This window comes from Colwellia meonggei (genome assembly GCF_057537295.1).
The window spans coordinates 124,720-143,202 of record NZ_BAAJLZ010000002.1 but is presented as its reverse complement, the minus strand read 5'-3'; the positions used below and the strand labels follow the sequence as shown (position 1 = coordinate 143,202).

The 18,483-nt window shown below is 38.8% G+C and carries 12 protein-coding genes; 9 read left to right on the top strand and 3 right to left on the bottom strand.

Features of this window, described 5'->3' with window-relative positions; translation table 11 throughout:
- The first annotated feature begins 265 nt into the window (after positions 1 to 265).
- The 7 genes from AC27E9_RS06800 to AC27E9_RS06770 all read left to right on the top strand — a co-directional run bounded on the left by AC27E9_RS06800 (position 266) and on the right by AC27E9_RS06770 (position 11,346).
- Entirely contained in the window at positions 266 to 985 is a 720-nt protein-coding gene (locus tag AC27E9_RS06800; RefSeq protein ID WP_487128552.1) for a FadR/GntR family transcriptional regulator, read from the top strand.
- Between the two features lie 177 nt (positions 986 to 1,162).
- Positions 1,163 to 2,215, top strand: coding sequence for a UDP-glucose--hexose-1-phosphate uridylyltransferase (locus AC27E9_RS06795; RefSeq protein ID WP_487128550.1), 1,053 nt, complete (start codon positions 1,163 to 1,165; stop codon positions 2,213 to 2,215).
- A 15-nt stretch (positions 2,216 to 2,230) separates the two neighbouring features.
- The gene (gene galK, locus AC27E9_RS06790) at positions 2,231 to 3,409 is read left to right on the top strand and encodes a galactokinase (protein ID WP_487128549.1); all 1,179 of its coding nucleotides are present in this window, start codon (positions 2,231 to 2,233) and stop codon (positions 3,407 to 3,409) included.
- A 125-nt stretch (positions 3,410 to 3,534) separates the two neighbouring features.
- Positions 3,535 to 5,097 carry a sodium/sugar symporter gene (locus tag AC27E9_RS06785; RefSeq protein WP_487128547.1) on the top strand — a complete coding sequence of 521 codons (1,563 nt, stop codon included), beginning with the start codon at positions 3,535 to 3,537 and terminating at the stop codon, positions 5,095 to 5,097.
- 251 nt (positions 5,098 to 5,348) lie between these two features.
- Complete coding sequence (gene metA / locus AC27E9_RS06780; RefSeq protein ID WP_487128545.1) at positions 5,349 to 6,299, top strand: homoserine O-succinyltransferase MetA; 951 nt, start codon at positions 5,349 to 5,351, stop codon at positions 6,297 to 6,299.
- 34 nt (positions 6,300 to 6,333) lie between these two features.
- Positions 6,334 to 10,026 carry a methionine synthase gene (gene metH, locus AC27E9_RS06775; RefSeq protein ID WP_487129176.1) on the top strand — a complete coding sequence of 1,231 codons (3,693 nt, stop codon included), beginning with the start codon at positions 6,334 to 6,336 and terminating at the stop codon, positions 10,024 to 10,026.
- A gap of 273 nt (positions 10,027 to 10,299) precedes the next feature.
- Entirely contained in the window at positions 10,300 to 11,346 is a 1,047-nt protein-coding gene (locus AC27E9_RS06770) for a CDP-glycerol glycerophosphotransferase family protein (protein WP_487128543.1), read from the top strand.
- Positions 11,347 to 11,402: 56 nt separating this feature from the next.
- Here the strand turns inward: AC27E9_RS06770 and radA are convergent, their stop codons facing one another.
- A complete protein-coding gene (radA, locus tag AC27E9_RS06765) occupies positions 11,403 to 12,791 on the bottom strand; it encodes a DNA repair protein RadA (RefSeq protein WP_487128541.1) in 1,389 nt (462 codons plus the stop codon).
- 541 nt (positions 12,792 to 13,332) lie between these two features.
- On the opposite strand from radA, the gene AC27E9_RS06760 reads away from it, so the two are divergent.
- Positions 13,333 to 15,795, top strand: a complete 2,463-nt coding sequence (locus tag AC27E9_RS06760; RefSeq protein ID WP_487128539.1) for a PilZ domain-containing protein — start codon at positions 13,333 to 13,335, stop codon at positions 15,793 to 15,795.
- Between the two features lie 67 nt (positions 15,796 to 15,862).
- Here AC27E9_RS06760 and serB read toward each other — a convergent pair whose 3' ends face one another.
- On the bottom strand, positions 15,863 to 16,900 hold the full coding sequence (serB, locus tag AC27E9_RS06755; RefSeq protein WP_487128537.1) for a phosphoserine phosphatase SerB: 1,038 nt from the start codon (positions 16,898 to 16,900) through the stop codon (positions 15,863 to 15,865).
- Between the two features lie 137 nt (positions 16,901 to 17,037).
- Between serB and AC27E9_RS06750 the strand changes: the two genes are divergently transcribed.
- Positions 17,038 to 17,646, top strand: coding sequence for an AhpA/YtjB family protein (locus AC27E9_RS06750; protein ID WP_487128535.1), 609 nt, complete (start codon positions 17,038 to 17,040; stop codon positions 17,644 to 17,646).
- Positions 17,647 to 17,662: 16 nt separating this feature from the next.
- On the opposite strand, the gene AC27E9_RS06745 is transcribed toward AC27E9_RS06750, so the two are convergent.
- Complete coding sequence (locus AC27E9_RS06745) at positions 17,663 to 18,472, bottom strand: TatD family hydrolase (protein WP_487128533.1); 810 nt, start codon at positions 18,470 to 18,472, stop codon at positions 17,663 to 17,665.
- Between the last annotated feature and the right edge of the window lie 11 nt (positions 18,473 to 18,483).

Genomic DNA, 18,483 nt, shown 5'->3' with positions numbered 1-18,483 from the left:
TTTATTTTTTTATTAATTTATACAATACTATTTATAATACAATTAATTTTTTTAGAAGCAAGCAATTTAATAATTACAGATATGAATTTTTTATTAAGACAAATAAATGGTTATTTTTGATAACTATTTTTTACTTTGTCGTTAGCTCTTGATGGTAATGCTGCGCTATATAAGGTGTAAATGACAAGTGTCGAAAGAATTCATTAGGTAATTTTTTAATAGTCAATTATCATACAAATCATATTCATCTCATTTTTTAGGCTGTATGGAAACTTCACATCGTAATTTAACCCAACAGTTAGTTCATGAACTTGGCAAAGCTATCATGCAGGAGAAATATCCTGTTGGTAGCAGTTTACCTTCTGAAGCTGACTTATGTAGCCAGTATGGAATTAGCCGCACCGCAACACGGGAAGCGGTTAAAATGCTAACAGCGAAAGGCTTAATCAGCTCTCGTCCGCGTCAAGGTATTAAAGTACAAGCTATCAAGCGTTGGAATTTATTTGATACCGATGTACTTGAGTGGGTACTTCATGGTAAGCCTGATTTGTATATGCTACGGCATTTTTTACAGTTACGCTTAGCACTTGAACCCGAAGCGGCTTATTTGGCGGCACAATATGCTGATCAAGAAGATTTAGTGCAAATTGAAGCTGCGCTGGTAAGAATGAAAGATGCCACTAATGGCTATGATGATACTCATGAAGCCGATATTGCTTTTCACCAAAGTGTGCTTTCCGCTAGTGGCAACCCGTTTTTTTCTCAATTAAAAACCTTTATTGCTACGGCATTAAAAGTCAATATTCGTTTTACGAATCGGATGATCCCTGTCACGTTAGTGGAGTATCAAGCGCATGCCGATATCTTTGAATATATTAAAAATAAACAGCCACAATTAGCCTTTGATGCTGCTTTAGTAACACAAAAAGCGACATTGGCAATTGTAAATAAGCAAATTGAAGAGCTTGAAGCTAGTGCAAATTAACTTGCACTATTAATAGGGTTAATAAATTTATTTTTAAAAGCTACTTTCAGTAGCTTTTTTTCTATCTGATTCTAACTTTTAACTATTCAGGTAATCTCAATAATTTATATTGTAATATAAATATTATTATTTTATATTTGTAGATTGTATACTATTTGTATGAGTTAGGATTGAATTTTGTCACATCAACAAACCAGTGAGTTTGAATTTACTGAGCATCCACACCGTCGCTTTAACCCACTTACCGGAGACTGGGTGTTGGTTTCTCCGCATCGTGCCAAGCGCCCTTGGCAAGGACAAGTTGAAAGTTCACAAAAATTGCAAAAGTTTGCCTATGATGACAGTTGCTTTTTATGTGCTGGCAATGTGCGAGTAAATGGTGAAAAAAATCCTGATTACAGACAAACATTTGTTTTTAAAAATGACTTTGCTGCTTTAACTCCGGACACGCCAAGCTTTAATCAACAAGATGACCTGTTTAGGGCGGTTAGTGAGCAAGGAGAGAGTTGGGTGGTATGTTTTTCACCGAACCATGGTAAAACCCTAGCAGAGCTTGACCACGATGCAATTTTGTCAGTAATTAAAACCTGGCAACAACAAACGGATCTGCTTGGAAAAAAATACCCTTGGGTGCAGGTGTTTGAAAACAAGGGTGAAGTGATGGGTTGTTCAAACCCTCATCCACATGGGCAAATTTGGGCGCAAAAACACTTACCAACACAAGCACAGCGTAAACAAGATAACTTTAATCATTATTTTCAGCGTCACGGTAGGGCTTTACTCAGTGATTATGTTGAGCGTGAACTTGATCTTCAAGAGCGAGTCGTTTGTTACAACGAACATTGGTTAGTGGTTGTTCCTTATTGGGCTGCTTGGCCATTTGAAACCTTATTATTACCGCGGTTTACAGTACAAAAATTAACTGAGCTAAATGATAAACAAGCGATATCACTGGCTGAAATAATAAGCCAGATAACTGTGCGATATGACAATCTTTTTCAGTGTGACTTTCCTTATTCTATGGGCTGGCATTCGGCGCCTTTTGATGACAAAACACATCCTGAATGGACGTTACATGCGCATTTTTTTCCTCCGCTACTACGTTCTGCAGCGATTAAAAAGTTTATGGTTGGTTATGAAATGTTGGCGGAAGCCCAGCGAGATATTACCCCTGAGCAAGCTGCTCATCGGCTGCGTGAATTACCGACTAGACATTACAATCAGCAATAAGTGAACTTGATAAAAATGACTGATAATTCAGAGTATAAAAAAGCTATCAATCAACACGTCGTAGAGACATTGCAGCAACAGTTTCAAAGAAAGTATGGGCAAAAAGCTAGTGTAATTGAGCATGCTCCGGGTCGAGTAAACTTGCTTGGCGACCATACTGACTATAATCAAGGCTTTGTGTTGCCAGCAGCGATTAATTATGGAACTAATGTCGCAATATCTGCTCGCACTGACGATATTATTTCAGTTTATGCTCTCGATATTGATAATAGTCATGTCGAGTTTTCATTAACTGATACCTCACTCGATACTGAACATAGCTGGAGCAACTATGTGCGCGGCACTTTGCTGCAATTGAAGCAGTCGTTTCCGGAAATATGTGGCGCTAACGTTGTGGTGTCAGGTAATGTACCACAAGGGGCTGGTTTAAGTTCATCAGCATCTTTTGAAATAGCGTTATTGAAAGCGTTTACCAAGCTTTACCGTTTGGACTTATCTGGCGTCGATGCGGCACTTATTGGCCAGCGAGCAGAAAATGATTTTGTTGGTTGTAATTGCGGCATTATGGATCAGCTTATTTCTGCAATGGCTATGGCTGATAATGCCATGCTGCTAGATTGCCAAGATTTAACTATGCGCCATGCATTAATTCCTAATGAATTAACGGTATTGGTTATAAACTCTAAGGTAAAAAGAGGCCTTGTTGATAGCGCCTATAATGAGAGGCGGGCGCAATGTGAAGCGGTTGCTCACCATTTTGGTAAAGCCAGTTTACGGGGGGTAAGTCTTGAAGAACTCGATAGTGAACGTAATGCAATCGAATGCATTTTGTATAAGCGAGCCAGACATGTTATCACTGAGAATAGGCGCACAACACAAATGTATACTGCCTTAAATAATAAGAATTTTGAGCAAATCAGTTCATTAATGGCGCAGTCACATTTATCACTTAAAGATGATTTTAATGTCACCGTACCAGAAACCGATTTATTGGTTAGCATAGTCGCTGATGTTATTAAGCATCGCGGTGGTGTTCGCATGACCGGCGGAGGGTTTGGTGGCTGTGTTGTTGCTTTAGTACCGAATAATTTAGTGGCAGAGGTTATTGCGGCGATAGAAAGAAAATATTTTAAACAAACTGGGCTTGTTGCTGAATTTTACCCTTGTATTGCAACGCAAGGGGCGTTTACTTAGTCAGTCTTTATTAAGTGTTGATTAGAGCCGCACCTAAACAGTAACTACAATGTATTTACCAAGGTAAATTAATAACAATAAATAAGTGATACCTCATGGGTAATCACTTTAACAAGAGGTTTAACATGAAATTAGAAATGTTCGATATTGGCGTGTTTATCGTCTATGTTGTCGGTCTGCTGCTAGTAGCGCTTTATATTTCACGTAGTGATAAAAAAGAAGGTGCTGACACTGAAGATTACTTTTTAGCAGGTAAGTCGCTCCCTTGGTGGGCGATTGGTGCATCTCTGATTGCTTCTAACATTTCGGCAGAACAAATTATTGGCATGTCTGGCTCAGGCTTTGTTATGGGAATGGCAATAGCATCATATGAATGGATGGCAGCCATAACCTTGATTTTAGTGGGCAAGTATTTATTACCAATATTTCTAAAAAATGAAATATTTACCATGCCGCAATATTTACAGCAACGCTTTGATCATCGAGTTAAAACCACATTAGCCTTATTTTGGTTACTCGTTTATGTGTTTGTTAATTTAACTGCGGTTTTGTGGTTAGGTGGATTAGCCATAGAGACTGTTGCTGGAGTAGATTGGTGGTACGGCATGATTTTTCTTGCAACTTTCTCTATTGCGTATTCACTGTACGGTGGCCTAAAGGCAGTTGCATATACTGATATTATCCAAGTTGTGCTACTAATTTTGGGTGGTTTATTGCTAAGTTATCTGGCGTTGGATGCCGTTGCGGAAGGGCAGGGCATGCTTGTTGGTTTTAGTAAGTTGACCACAGAGTTGCCTGGTCACTTTGATATGATTCTATCGCCAGATAATTCTCAATACACCAACTTGCCCGGTATTTCGGTGCTTGTTGGCGGTATGTGGGTAATGAATATTTCCTACTGGGGGTTTAATCAATATATTATTCAACGCGCACTGGCAGCAAAGAACATTCAGGAAGCGCAGAAAGGTATTGCCTTTGCCGCCTATTTAAAACTATTAATGCCGATTATTGTTGTACTTCCAGGTATTGCTGCGGTTGTGCTATATCCAAATTTAGCAGCAGCTGATAAAGCGTATCCATCAATGATGGAATTAATGCCCGTTGGTATTAAAGGGTTAGTTTTTGCCGCGTTAGTGGCGGCCATTGTTTCATCACTTGCTTCGATGACTAACAGTATTTCAACCATTTTTACCATGGATATTTATCGCCCGATCAAACCTGATGCAAGTCAGCAGCACTATGTACGTGTTGGTCGTGTTGTCACCTTAATTGCTTTGGTTATTGCCTTGTTTATGGCTGAGCCACTTTTAGGTAAGTTTGACCAAGCATTTCAGTATATTCAAGAGTTTACAGGTGTATTTACACCGGGGATTGTGGTTATTTTCTTGTTAGGTATGTTCTGGAAAAAAGCGACATCAATGGGGGCGCTTGCTGCTGCAATTGGCTCGGCTGCGTTTTCATTCACCTTAAGAACAGTATGGCCTGAATTACCTTTTATGGATCGTATGGGGATTGTCTTTTTATCTTGTGCGGCATTAATGGTGTTAGTGTCTCTTACTGGAAAAGCTGCTAGTAGCGATACCAGTGTTAGTTTGGCCGATGTAAGCTTTGTAACGGAGCGTGGCTTTAATATTGCGGCGCTGGGTGTTGTTGTCATTTTAACTTTTTTATATACCCTTTGGTGGTAGTTTCATAACGCCAAGTTAATCAAAATTATGAATTTAGCCGCAATCTTATCGATTGCGGCTTTTTTTTCTCTGTTTTTAGGTCAAGCAATAGAATTCATTTTAAAATAAAGGTATCTGGACGTCTATACGTTTAGAGCTTGACATATCTAGAAATCCAAGTCACATTATAGGCAGATGATCACTTGTTATCTTTCATGCTGTTTTTCAGCGTTATTTTATACTTAAGAAATATCCGATATTAGGTTAGTGCTATGCCCATTAAAATTCCAAATGAATTACCGGCGTTAACGGTATTAGACAATGAAAATATTTTTGTTATGTCTGAGCGCCGTGCTGCAAATCAAGAAATTCGTCCAATGGAAGTGGCCATACTGAACTTAATGCCAAATAAAATAGAAACTGAAGTGCAAATATTACGGATGTTGGCGAATACGCCACTGCAAATTAATGTTGATTTTGTTCGCATTCATGCCAATGAGTCCAAGAATACTCCGCAGGCGCATTTAGATAATTTCTATCGCTTATTTGATGATATTAAAGATAAACAGTACGACGGCTTAATAATAACGGGGGCTCCGTTAGCGTTACTTGATTATCAGCAAGTTACCTTTTGGGATAAAATTTGTGAAGTTTTTGACTGGGCTGAGAAAAATGTTACTTCTACTATGTTCTCTTGTTGGGCGGCACATGCTGCGCTATACCATCATTACGGTTTGAAACGTCATCTGCGCAAGCAAAAGCTTTCTGGTGTATATCAGCATCATTGTTTAAAACCGAAAGAGCAGCTAACACGTGGCTTTGATGAAAGCTTTAATGTGCCGCATTCACGTTATGGCTATATTGATAAAAGTGACTATCAAACGTTAGATAACTTGGAAATTCTTGCGGAATCAAAAGATGCTGGAGTTTACCTCGTAGCCAGTAAAAATAAGCAACAAGTCTATTTAACTGGTCATCCAGAATATGATGCCTCGACTTTGAGTGAAGAATATTTTCGAGATCTTGACTCAGGTGCTAATGCTATTGTGCCAGATAATTATTTTACCGGTGATAATCCAAGCACCGAAGCTGCAAACACCTGGCGAAGCCATGGCAGTTTACTATTTACTAACTGGTTGAACTATTACGTTTACCAAATTACGCCGTATCAGCTTGATGCTGACCATATTCAAGCAATTCATCCAGGAAAATCTCGTGGCTAAGCAAGCAAACTTTAACACTTCATCTTCAGCCAAGGTGCTGAAATCATCGTCTTATGCTTTATTACAAGCTCAGTTAGATCAGCGTATTCTAATTTTAGATGGTGCTATGGGTACCATGATCCAAGCATATAAGTTTGAAGAACAAGATTATCGTGGTGAGCAATTTGCTGATTGGCATTGTGATGTCAAAGGGAATAATGACATGTTGGTTCTTACTCAACCTAATGTTATTAAAGCTATTCATCGTGAATACCTGGAAGCTGGCGCTGACATTCTTGAAACCAATACCTTCAATGCCACCACTATTGCCATGGCTGACTATGATATGGAAGCTCATAGTGCCGATATTAATTTTAAAGCAGCGCAATTAGCGCGTGAAGTTGCTGATGAATTCAACATGCAGAATCCTGCTAAGCCACGTTTTGTTGCTGGTGTGCTAGGGCCAACTAACCGTACGTGTTCAATCTCACCTGATGTTAATGACCCTGCCTATCGAAATGTTACTTTTGATGAGCTAAAAGATGCCTATATCGAGTCGACCAATGCTTTAATTGATGGTGGCAGCGATATTATTTTAATCGAAACTATTTTCGATACTCTTAACGCGAAAGCGGCTATTTTTGCAGTTGAAACTGTATTTGAAAGTAGAGGTGAACGCTTACCTGTGATGATTTCAGGTACTATTACTGATGCCTCTGGAAGAACGCTTTCAGGGCAAACGACGGAAGCTTTCTATAACTCACTGCGCCACGCTAAGCCAATCTCATTTGGTTTGAACTGTGCGTTAGGGCCAGTAGAGCTTAGGCAATACGTTGAAGAATTAAGTCGTATTTCTGATGTCGCCGTTTCCGCTCATCCTAATGCAGGTTTACCTAATGCTTTTGGTGAATACGATTTTACAGTAGAGGATATGGACAGGCATGTTGCTGAATGGGCAACCTCTGGTTTCTTAAACATTATTGGCGGTTGTTGCGGTACCACACCAGCACATATTAAGGGCATGGCAGATGCGGTTGCTAATATTACACCACGTGAAATTAAGCCAAGAGAGATCGCTTGTCGCTTATCTGGTTTAGAAGCGCTTACCATAAGTGAAGACAGCCTGTTTGTTAACGTTGGTGAAAGGACAAATGTTACTGGCTCTGCAATTTTCAAACGCTTAATCACAGAAGAAAACTACGATCAAGCTATTGCTGTTGCCCTACAGCAAGTGGAAAACGGTGCACAAATTATTGATATCAACATGGATGAAGGCATGTTGGACTCAAAAGCAGCGATGATTCGATTCTTAAACTTAATTGCCGGTGAACCGGATATCGCCAAAGTGCCGATTATGTTGGACTCATCTAAGTGGGATATCCTTGAAGAAGGCTTAAAGTGTATTCAGGGTAAGGGCGTTGTTAACTCGATAAGTTTGAAAGAAGGTGAAGATAACTTTCGTCAGCAAGCAGAGTTATTAAGGCGTTATGGCGCTGCGGTAATCGTGATGGCATTTGATGAAACAGGCCAAGCTGATACTCGAGAACGTAAATTTGAAATTTGTCAGCGTGCGTATCATATTCTCGTCGACGAAATTGGTTATCCCGCGGAAGATATTATTTTTGATCCTAATATTTTTGCTGTCGCTACAGGGATTGACGAGCACAATAATTATGCTCGTGATTTTATTGAAGCGGTTGCTGATATTAAACAGAACTTACCTCATGCGATGATTTCGGGTGGGGTGTCGAATGTTTCATTCTCGTTTCGAGGCAATAACCCGGTGCGTGAAGCCATTCATGCGGTATTTCTATACCATGCAATAAAAAATGGCATGGATATGGGGATTGTTAATGCTGGCCAATTGGCAATTTACTCTGATATTCCAGAAAACTTACGCTTAGCCGTTGAAGATGTCATTCAAAATTCTGATGACGGCGCAACAGAGCGGCTACTTGACGTTGCTGAAGAATATCGCGGGCAGGCGGGCAGTAAAAATAATAAAGCTGATTTAAGCTGGCGGGAATTACCGGTAATCAAGCGTTTAGAGCACTCACTTGTTAAAGGCATCAATGAGTATATTGTTGAAGATACTGAAGCAGCAAGGCTTGAAGCGACTCGACCGTTAGATGTTATTGAAGGACCGTTAATGGACGGTATGAATGTTGTGGGTGATCTGTTCGGTGCTGGGGAAATGTTTTTACCGCAAGTGGTTAAATCAGCGCGGGTAATGAAACAAGCCGTTGCTCATTTAAATCCTTTTATAGAAGCCGAAAAAACTGAAGCTAAATCAAATGGTAAGGTTTTGTTAGCAACGGTAAAAGGGGATGTACACGACATTGGTAAGAATATTGTTGGCGTAGTACTGCAATGTAACAATTATGACATTATCGACTTAGGAGTGATGGTGTCATGTGAAGATATTTTACGTGTTGCGCGTGAAGAAAACGTCGATATTATTGGTTTGTCAGGTTTGATCACACCGTCATTGGATGAAATGGTTCATGTCGCTAAGGAAATGACGCGGCAAGAGTTTGATTTACCGTTGCTTATTGGCGGCGCAACAACATCTAAGGCACACACAGCAGTAAAAATTGAGCCACAATTTCAGCACCCAGTTGTTTATGTGCCTAATGCCTCTCGTTCGGTATCGGTTGTTAGTACTTTATTATCTGAAGAACACAAAAGTGCATTTGTCGAGCGTCAAAAAGCTGAATATGTAAAAGTGCGAGAGCGTCATTATAAAAAAGGTCCTCGTTCAAGCTTAATTTCACTGGCTGAAGCAAGAGCAAATGCTGTGCCGATTAATTTTGATAACTACACCCCTAAAGTGCCGAATAAATTAGGTGTTACCGTTCTAGACGATATTGACTTAAATGTTGTGCGAAATTATATCGATTGGACGCCATTCTTTATGACCTGGCAGTTATCTGGTAAATATCCATTAATTTTGCGACATGAAGTGGTTGGTGAAGAAGCGACTAAGCTATTTAATGATGCCAATGCCATGCTTGATGATGTCATCAATAATAAAAAATTATCGGCGAAAGCTGTCTTTGGTTTATTTCCAGCTAACCGTGAAGAAGATGATTTACAGCTTTATACTGATGAGTCGCGTGCAGAGCCATTAATGAAATTGCATCAATTGCGTCAGCAAAGTAAAAAACCAGCAGGGCAGTACAATCGCTGCTTATCTGATTACGTTGCAGATAAAGAGTCAGGTATAAATGACTATGTTGGTGCGTTTGCTGTCTCGGCAGGTTTTGGTGTTGAAGCGCTGGTGAAAGCTTTTGACGCTGAGCATGATGATTACAATAGTATTTTGATTAAGGCGGTTGCTGACAGATTAGCAGAAGCAAGTGCGGAGTATTTGCATGAAAAAATTCGCAAAGAATATTGGGGCTATGCACCAGATGAGAGCTTAGATAATGATGATTTGATAAGGGAAAAATACCAAGGTATTCGTCCAGCGCCAGGCTATCCTGCTTGTCCTGAACATACTGAAAAAGGTTTATTATGGGAGCTACTCAATGTCGAAGAAAATATTGGTATGGAGCTAACGTCTAGTTTTGCTATGTGGCCAGGTGCTGCGGTCAGTGGTTGGTATTTCGCTCATCCGGACTCGAAATATTTTGCGGTAGCAAAAGTGGCTGAAGACCAAGTTGAAAGTTATGCTATGCGAAAAGAAATGACCATGCCACAAGCCGAACGCTGGTTATCGGCTAACTTAGATTATGAACCTGAATAAGTTTTATGAGTAGTTTTCCCTATTTTATAGCATAACAAGGAGTTGTTAGAGTTTTATTTTATTGTAAATACAATGCTATTTGTATGATAAAACTGTATTTTTGATTAAGTATTCTGTTTATATAATTCACGTATCAGTTTTTAACAGTTTTGATACAAATCATTACAAAGTCATGCTGTTACTCGGATTGGCTCTTTCTATATAATGCGCGAGCTAAAAAGAACTTAGTATATTTATATAAGTTTATCGCAATTTATGATTGAAGGGATGTAAATGCAAACGCAAAATGGAAATAAACCTCGATACTTATTTTTTATCACACTCTCGTATTCTTATAGTGTTTTACGAGCAATTGAATTAGCTATTAAAAAACGAGGTAGTGAAGTTCGGTGGTTTATACCGGAAGGAAGTGAAGCAGAGAAGTTTCTTTCACCAAACGAACATCGATTATTCACAATAGAAGAAGTCAAACAATTTAACGCCGATGCAACATTAGCGCCTGGGAATTTTATTCCTGATTTTTTCCCTGGTTTAAAAGTTCAGGTTTTCCATGGGCTTGATTCAGGAAAAAAGGGCCGAGTTGTTATTCGTGGTTTATTTGACTTGTATTGCACTATAGGGCCGCAAGCGACAGCGGCATTTAATGCTATTGGTGATGGAACTTGTGAAATTGTTGAAACGGGTTGGTCTAAGTTAGACTCACTATTTTCTTTACATGAAGAAACACCACAATTTGAGTCGAAACAACCGGTGATTCTTTATGCACCGACATTTTCTCCGAAACTAAAAAGTACAGAGCAATTATATGCCGAGATTAAACGTTTAACTCAAAAGAGAGATTGGCAATGGTTGGTTAAACTTCATCCAAAGGCAAGTGAGGAAGAAGCTAACAAATACAAAAATTTATCAGGTGATAATCTTAAATTTGTTGAAACAAGAGATATTATTCCGCTGCTTCAAGCTGCCGATGTCATTTTATCTGATACTTCTTCCGTAATAGCAGAATTTGCTTTGCAAAATAAGCCTGTGGTTACGTTCAATAATAGGTACCCTAAAGATTGGATGATGAACTTTAGTGATGCAGAGCTACTTGAATCTAAAATTGAACGTGCTTTAATCAACGATGCCGTAAATTTAGCGAAAATAAAAATATACAGTAATGAAGTCCACCCATACTATGATGGACAATCAAGCGAGCGTGTGCTGGATGCAATTGATAAGTTGCTATTAAAAGGCACCTCTCATTTAAAAGCAAAACCACTGAATTTAATAAGGCGCTTTAAAATGCGTCGAAAATTAAATTATATGCACTGGTCTTAAGTCATATCGAAAAAACTCCATAAAAGTGATTTTTTATGACGCTTGTTTATGTGAAGTTAGTTGATTAATCCCAGCAATTCATGGATAGTTTTAATTGGCGTGATTTTAGCCCCTAAGCCTTCCATCGACTTATGGTAATTGCGAAATGGAATAAATATCTCATCAAAACCGTGTTGTGCCGCCTCTTTAACGCGCGGTACGCCGCTGTCAATTGGCCTAACATCACCATTTAAACTTAACTCACCCATAATACAGGTTTTTCTTGGTACCGTGAATTCGTTAAGACTACTAAGCAACGCGGTTACTAGCGCTAAATCTATACAAGTTTCGGACTCATCAATTTTTAAGCCGCCTACGATATTAAAAAATGTGTCGTGAAAAATTTTGGTTTTAGTGTGTTTACGCAAAATCCCCGTCAACATTTTAATGCGATTCATATTCAAACCAACGCAAACACGTTGTGGAAATTCTGCTTCTGTTTCTGTGGTTAAACACTGTATTTCCAATAATAGGTTTCGGTTACCTTTGCGAATACAAGTAATGGCAGAGCCTGGCGATTGCGTGGTTGAGCCAGATAGAAATATCTCACTGGGATTATCAACACTTAACATACCTCGTTCGCACATTTTGAAAATGCCTACGGTATCAATATCGCCAAAACGATTTTTATTGGCCCGTAAGGTACGTATTTGTCCGTCATTAGTATCGATATGTAAAAGTGCATCAACGATATGAACAAGTGTTTGTGGGCCAGCAATTTCATTGTTTTTATTGACGTGTGCGATAATAAACATAGTGACATTATTTTGCTTACAATACTGGGTAAGTGATTGCGCAGCACTTTTAACTTGTGATGGTGAGCCAGGACTACCGTTAGCGTTCTCGGTAACAACTGCTTGTATTGAGTCGATAACAGCAAATTTAATTTGATTTTTTTCTAGCTCTTCAATAATGGCTTCGACACTGGTTTCCGATAATAAGTACAGTTGTTCGGCGTTATAATCTAATTTTAACCGGTTAACGCGATTTTTAAACTGAGATAATGACTCTTCAGCCGTACAATAAAGTGATGCTTTAGTTTGTGAAATACGGGCAACGAGGTCTGATAGTAATGTTGTTTTCCCTGCGCCGGGATCGCCAGATATAATATTTACCGAGCCTGTAGTAACACCACCACATAACACGCGATCAAGCTCGCCAATCCCTGTTAAATGTTTTTCAGCTTCATGTGATTCAATTTCATTTATTTTTTTTGAGCCGCCACCAATACCACCAGCATAACCCGCAGTCGCTTTTCGGCTACTAGTTACATTGCTGTTTTTAACACTTGAAATCTTCATTTCGGCGAGTGTATTCCATTCCCCACACCGACACTGACCTTGCCAGCGCGGATAATTCATCCCGCAGTCTGTACAAACAAATTCAATTTTTGCTGGTTTTGCCATTTAGTTGTTGTGCCTTGTTAGTGGTTATAATTTTATAGCTTAACTATTAAGCTTACTGTTAATCGGTAGTACGCTTGTCTCGCTTTAGTATATCTGCTTATTTAGTGGCGGCAAAAATATAGCTGCAAATTCCGTCAAAAAAAAGTCATATTTGGTTGGTTAATGACAGTGATGTTTGTTTTTTCAGCATAAAGCGTCACTTGCCATTACTAAAGTATCGAATTACTGCAAGCTATGCTAACTTACATTCCGGCATTATTTTATCGCCAAATCACTATATACAGCGAGTTTAAAGCCGGCGGTGAGTAGAAGTTGTTAGCTATTAATATAGTGCATTTAGATGGGTACGATAATTGCTTTGCTAGTAAAAGAAATACAAATTAGTTTGTCAGTAACGAATCAGTTATTTATTTTTGGAAGCATCAACTTAACAAGTAACCGTTTTATTAAGATGTATAAGTTGATTAATAACTTAATAATATTGCCGGCAAGCAAAAGTAAGCGCATCATTTTCTGTCATTTTAAATATAATAAAGCGTAAATGAATAAAGATTTTTCCAAATACCAAAAAATAATTGATGATTTTAGTGGCCAAGTTTTAAATGCTGACTTTGAAGCCGCCTTCTCTTCTGCTGCTAAAAATGTTCCAAAAACTGAACGTTTCCTATTAAAAATGGAATTAAAACGCCTTGCTGCGCCGTGCACACGGTTAATTGATTTACGAGGCCATGTCGATGGTGAATGTAAACCATTTGAGCATGAAGGGCGAACACATTTTCTTGACGATATAGCTGTGCGGGTTTTTACTGATGCATTTATGCGCTATAGCGGTTACACCTTTGGTGTTTATGAAGCAACTATGAGCACAGAGAATAACTTTCGAGTTATTTATCAAAAAGAAAAAAGTAATGTAAATGTTAGCAAGAAAGTAGAGCCCGCTAAGGTATTTGAGAAGTCTCAGTATCCGGCAAAATTTTATAACTTTGGCCCGTATCATAACCGAAGTGAAGAGCGTATGAATTTTGCCATTCCAATACAGGTGTCTTTCGACAAAAACACGTCGATTGAATGCACAAGTTCTGATATTAGTGTCAATGGTTGTAAATTTCGTATCAATAGTATTCAGCGTCTAAAGGTTGGTCAGCACGTTACTTTGCGCTTTACTGGGCTTGAAGATGAATTTCAATTTGGTAAAGACAGTGGTTTTGTTTATGAGATCAAAAATTTATCTGTTGCTGATAAGTTGCAGTTAGTTGGTGTTAAGCGAGTTTCAGAACCTAACTTACGTAGAGATGGCTTTACAGAATTTTTAAAAGGCTTTATCCAAGGTAATAAACGTCGTTATAAGATTAATTTAGATAATACCATTGCTGCATTGCAGGCTAGGAGCATCGAGCAGTATGTAATGCCTAAATCTAACGAGTTACCAATCTTTATTGAAGAACAAGAACAGAAACTAACGCCTAAATACGCCTTGAGTTGCTCTAATAATCAGCATATTTATCAATACTGGCAAGATGAAAAGCGCTATTCAACCTTATATTGTTTGGTTTCTGCAGAGCGAATTGCTCGGTTAAAAAAGTTGGCGGTTTCGGGCAAACAGCTTTTGGTATTTAGCTTTGTGCATAAAAGTCAGGGGAAAACTTATTTTTATACAGCTGATGAACTTCAGCTGGCAGATGATGAAACATTTAGAAGCCAGTTTCTAGGTTTTGCCGCGACGAAATCTCATTTTGCAATAACGCAATTATCTATGATTGATGTTTTTCAGACCAGAGTTGAGTCACCATTAACTTTATCTGAGACATTAACGAAGAAAAATGAATATTTAAATGCGCCAGCTCCTGCTGAAATTGTCGCTAAAATAGCAAATTTACCAATGATAATTGTTGCGCGTGATATCAGTCAGGAAGAAGCGACAAAGGTATATCAAACTTTATCTTATGAAGGGATTAATACCAGTAAATTAAAAAAGTTTGGCCACAAACGTTTAAGTAAAAAATATAGTGTAGACGAAGTGGGTATTAACTATCGTAATCAGCGACAAGAGTTACGTTTTAAATACCAAACACCAACCCAGGTTGAAATTGAAAATGTTAAGTGGCAGGGTATGTCACAGGATTTTTCAACCTCAGGTTTGAAAGTTGAACTTGATAAAGCAACAATGCTAGAAAAAGGCGATATTGTTAGCATTAGCTTCCCGGCGTTGCAAAAAATTACCTCAGCTTTTCAATTAAAAGCGCTTCCTTATGAAGTGATACGGGTTGATCAGACAAAAACTATTGTTAATCTTCGAGTGTATGTAGAAAAGCACCAACATATAGGACGTAAATTTTTTAAAGCTCTCATCGATAAGAATCGTGATAAATTGACACCAGATGAGTATGCGATGTCGACACCAGGTTTGGCAAAAGCGTTACGCAATATTTACAGTTCAAGTTCGAATATTCCATCTATGATGATTCAAACTAGCGGTAGTCGCTATAAAGTTGAAGCGATAGCCAGTGGTGAAAGTGAAGGAAAGCTTATTTCAGCGATGCGCAAGCTCAGTGACAGAAAAGCTTATATCAACTTGTATCCATTATTCGGACAAGCGGATATGTTGACCAGCTTTACTGCCAGCTTAAAGAAAATGCAACAGCTTGATAATGCCAAAACTGAGCTGCTATATATTGCTATTAACCCGCGCGCTAATTTAATTGAGGAGGCTGTTACGACGAAACTGGCGTCCGATTTAGGCTCTCAAAAGCTTAAGCATATGTTTATTCATCAAGCATTGAAGAAAGGTGAGTTTTACTGTGTGATGGTGAAGTTGTCGCGTACTGCTGAGCCAGATATGGGGCATTTAAACCCTGAGTTAAGCTATATCGGTTCATATGCGATTCATCGTGGTAAGCAAATTGAGCAAGAAATCTGGAGTGTTGCGGGTGTTGCGCAAATTTTTGATGTCTCTCAAGAAGAGCTTTTCCGCTATCAGTTAACACGTAAAGATAAAGCGAGTTAGTAAATATTAACTATCAGTATTAGCCATCAGTATTAGCCTTAAGCCAATACTGATGGTAAGCATACTATTAAGCCAACCAATGCAACATGCAGTCTAACCCTGAGTGGGTAATACAAGAATCAGCTTGCGCCAAGACTAAAGGTTTTGCGTGAAACGCTATTCCTAAGTGTGCTGCCGCCATCATTACCAGATCATTGGCACCATCACCCATAGCGACTGTTTGTGTACTAGCAATATTATATTCGCTTTGTAATTGAGTTAAGCATTCTGCTTTGGCTTGGGCATCAATTACTGCCCCTAATACCTTGCCAGTTAAAGTATTGTTTTCAATTTCTAAAACGTTGGCAAAAGCAGCGTCAAGCTGCAATAGTTCGGCTAAGTGATCCGCAAAATAGGTAAAACCTCCGGAAGCAATTGCCACTCGCCACTGGTGTTCTTTTAGGGCTGATACTAAGCTTTCTAAACCTGTCATTAATGGCAGATTTTTTGCAACATCAGCGAGAATTTTTTCCGGGGCATTGGCAAGTTTTCCAACCCGTTGATGTAAACTTTCGCTAAAGTCTAATTGTCCTTGCATGGCCAATTCGGTTACCGCAGCAACCTCTTCGCCAACACCTGCGAGCGCTGCTATTTCGTCAATACATTCAATTTCAATGGTGGTTGAATCCATATCCATCACAAGCAATCCTGGTTGGTTTAGCTTTGGCGCATTTTCTAATAATGCAACTTCTATTTGTTGTTTAGTTGCATAGCTAACTAAGCGCTCTCGGGCCCTTTTTAGGTTATTAACTGGTACAAAGAATCGGTAGCTGGTTAGGTTATTACGTTCATTTATGGCATTGAGTTGTAACTCGCTAATGTCACACTCGCTTAGTAATGCTGCAAAAGCAGCCATATTGATATCACTAAACACTACGAGTTCTATATTTGCCATCGCAAGGCTTGTTTGTTCGTTTGGCGTGTCGTTTGCTTTTAGCTGAAAGCTGCTTTGCTGAGCGTTATATTGTATTGAAAGGCCAGTGATTTTAGGGTCAATAGCCGACCATTGTGCTAAATTTTTATCTTTGATATCACTTAAAAGTATTGGGGCGTTCAGGTTTGTCACGGCTTTGCCTTAGTAAAATTAGCGTAAGTTCAAGTTAAACATGCGATAAAACGTTTTCATCAGTACAAATACAACACAAATAGTTCTATAGTGTAACAATAAGCTCTGTTATAGAAATATTGGAAAAATAGCGTTTTATGAAGCAAATAGAACAGCCTTTATACCCTAAATTATCATCGATTTATAATAAAATATTGCAATTAGCTATAGCTATTTTTTTAATTATTATGGTGATGAATTTCTGGGTTAGCAGTCGTGATGAACAGCAGGCGCAAATTCAGCATCATGCCGATGTTGTTGGTAAAATGTATTTAGCGCAAGCTGCGGCGTCGTCTTTTGTTTATTTGTCAAAATCACAAGATGATTTACAGCATTTTGTTGATACGCTAGCACAGCAGCCCTTAGTTAAGAGTGTGCATATTTATGGTAAAACTGGCCAAGTGATGGCGGCATCAACAGAAAATGAATCCATGAATGATCTATTTGGTTTATCTGCGATGAAAGTTAATCAAAGCCGAGATATTACTCCATTCGTTGATGAGCTCAGAGTGGGAGAGCTAGAAGGCTACATTCGTTTATCATTATATCGTGCTTTACTTGTTGATGAGCTATCAGCTAACGGATACTCACAATACGATATTATGCGTATTTTAATGATTGTGACCGGCGTTATCGGCTTTTTGTTAACCCGTGGCTTAAATCGTTTTAGTCGCCAAGGATTTCGTTTACCTAAACCTACGAAATAAGTATTAATATAATGCCTTAAGAAGATATTTTAGGCAGTATAGTTTGAATATTGGCTGCTAGTGCAGAGGCTATGTCAGCATCCGATTCACTGCGTATAGTCGTTAAACAGTGGAAAACGTCAATTAAACGAAGTGGTGAATTATCTTGTCCTTGAAAGCCATTTAGTGGCATTGCTGGTGCGTCTGTTTCTAATACCAAACTATCCAGTGGCAGCCGCTTAACTGCTTTAATGGTTTTTTCGGCGCGAGGATAGGTAATTGTGCCGCCAATACCTAACTTAAAACCTAAATCGATGTATTGGCAGGCTTGCTGATAACTGCCTGAAAACGCATGAATAACCCCTGCATTTGATAATTTATGCTTTTTTAGCAGCGGCAGAATGTGTTGATGTGATCTTCTATGGTGAACAATAATAGCTAAATTAAACTTTTTGGCCAGCAGTAGCTGATTATCAAAAACGTCGATTTGTTGTTGCAGGTTATTGTGTTCTTTGGCTATTACGCCATCAATGCCGGCTTCACCTATTGCGGTTATTAGTGGCAAATGCTTCGCAACTAACGACTCTAATTCGGTTAGGCTGTTTGTTGAAAGTTCATGTAAATACCATGGGTGAATGCCTAGACATGGATGTAAACGTAATGATTCTGAACTATATTGTTTAACAAAATTGAGTACTTTACGCCAATTACTCGGACCTATGGTTGGAATAACTATATTGTCAATATTAGCTTGCTGGCAGCGCTGCAATAACGTTGGAATATCGTGTTGAAAAGCGTCGAAATCAAGATGACAATGACTATCGGTAAAACTCAAAGTGTGTGTCATCTTAATTCCTT